1 pseudogene is annotated in these 962 nt (G+C 72.5%); it reads right to left on the bottom strand.

Annotated elements, in window-relative coordinates:
* A pseudogene (locus I53_RS26120) lies at window positions 1-962 on the bottom strand (4Fe-4S binding protein); the annotation flags it as partial.

Here is a 962-nt window from a genome sequence, read left to right as displayed (position 1 = left end):
GACCCGCCCGAGGAGGGCGAGGCCCGGCGCCGAGCGGGCACAGGTAGCGGCAGAAGCCCTTGAAGACGAACAGGTTGAGGATCAGCAGCCCGGCCGCGTAGGCGACGAACGGCCATGCCCGGACGAAATACAGGGTGATGGCGGTCTTGAACGGCTCGACCTCGGACAATGTGTCGGCGAGGGGCGACCCCGCCGCGGCCGCGCCGAGGATGCCGGCGAGCACGACGTATTTCAGCGACCGCAGTGCCCGGTCGAGGCCGGGCGGCACCGCGACCGGGCGGATGCGCAGCGGCCGGGCCAGCAGCGCGACGAATTCCTGGAGCGCGCCGAAGGGGCAGAGCCAGCCGCAGAACGTGCCGCGCCCCCAGGCGACCAGGGCAACCAGCGCGAAGGCCCAGAGCACCAGCGAGGGCGGATCGTAGAGCAGGAAGGCAAGGTCGTGAGTCACCGTGGCGGCCCGCACGAGGCCGACGAGGGTCACGATCGACAGCTGCGCCTGCGCGAACCAGCCGACGAAGCCGAGGGTCAGCGCCAGGAAGCCGAGGCGGAAGAGGGCGAAGCGGCGCCGGTCCGCCACCAGCGCGCGCTGTCGGCTCAGGACCGGCACCAGCACGGCGAGCATTAGCCCGATCAACGCGAGTTCGGGCGCCCGGGCCCGCCAGGGGTCGGTCCAGCTCGGCCCGTCATCCGGCCGGATCCGGGTGAACAGGTCGGCGGGAAGGGCGGTCTCGACCGTGAAGGTCCGGGCGATCTTCTCGGACAGGATCTGGCCGCGCTCGCGGACGATCGTCTCGGTCAGCACCCACGGCGCGGACGGGTCGAACCCGGCGGCCTGGTCGATCCGCAGGATCGTCCAGGGTCCGGGCGGCAGGCCCTCGGCGAGGCCGGCCCCGCGGCGCTCCACCACGATGTCGCGGGCATTCACGATCAGGCCGCCCTGGCTGATCGCCAGCCTTCGGAAC

This window comes from Methylobacterium sp. B1 (genome assembly GCF_000333255.1).
Classification (GTDB): domain Bacteria; phylum Pseudomonadota; class Alphaproteobacteria; order Rhizobiales; family Beijerinckiaceae; genus Methylobacterium; species Methylobacterium fujisawaense.
This window is presented reverse-complemented; position numbering and strand designations above follow the sequence as displayed.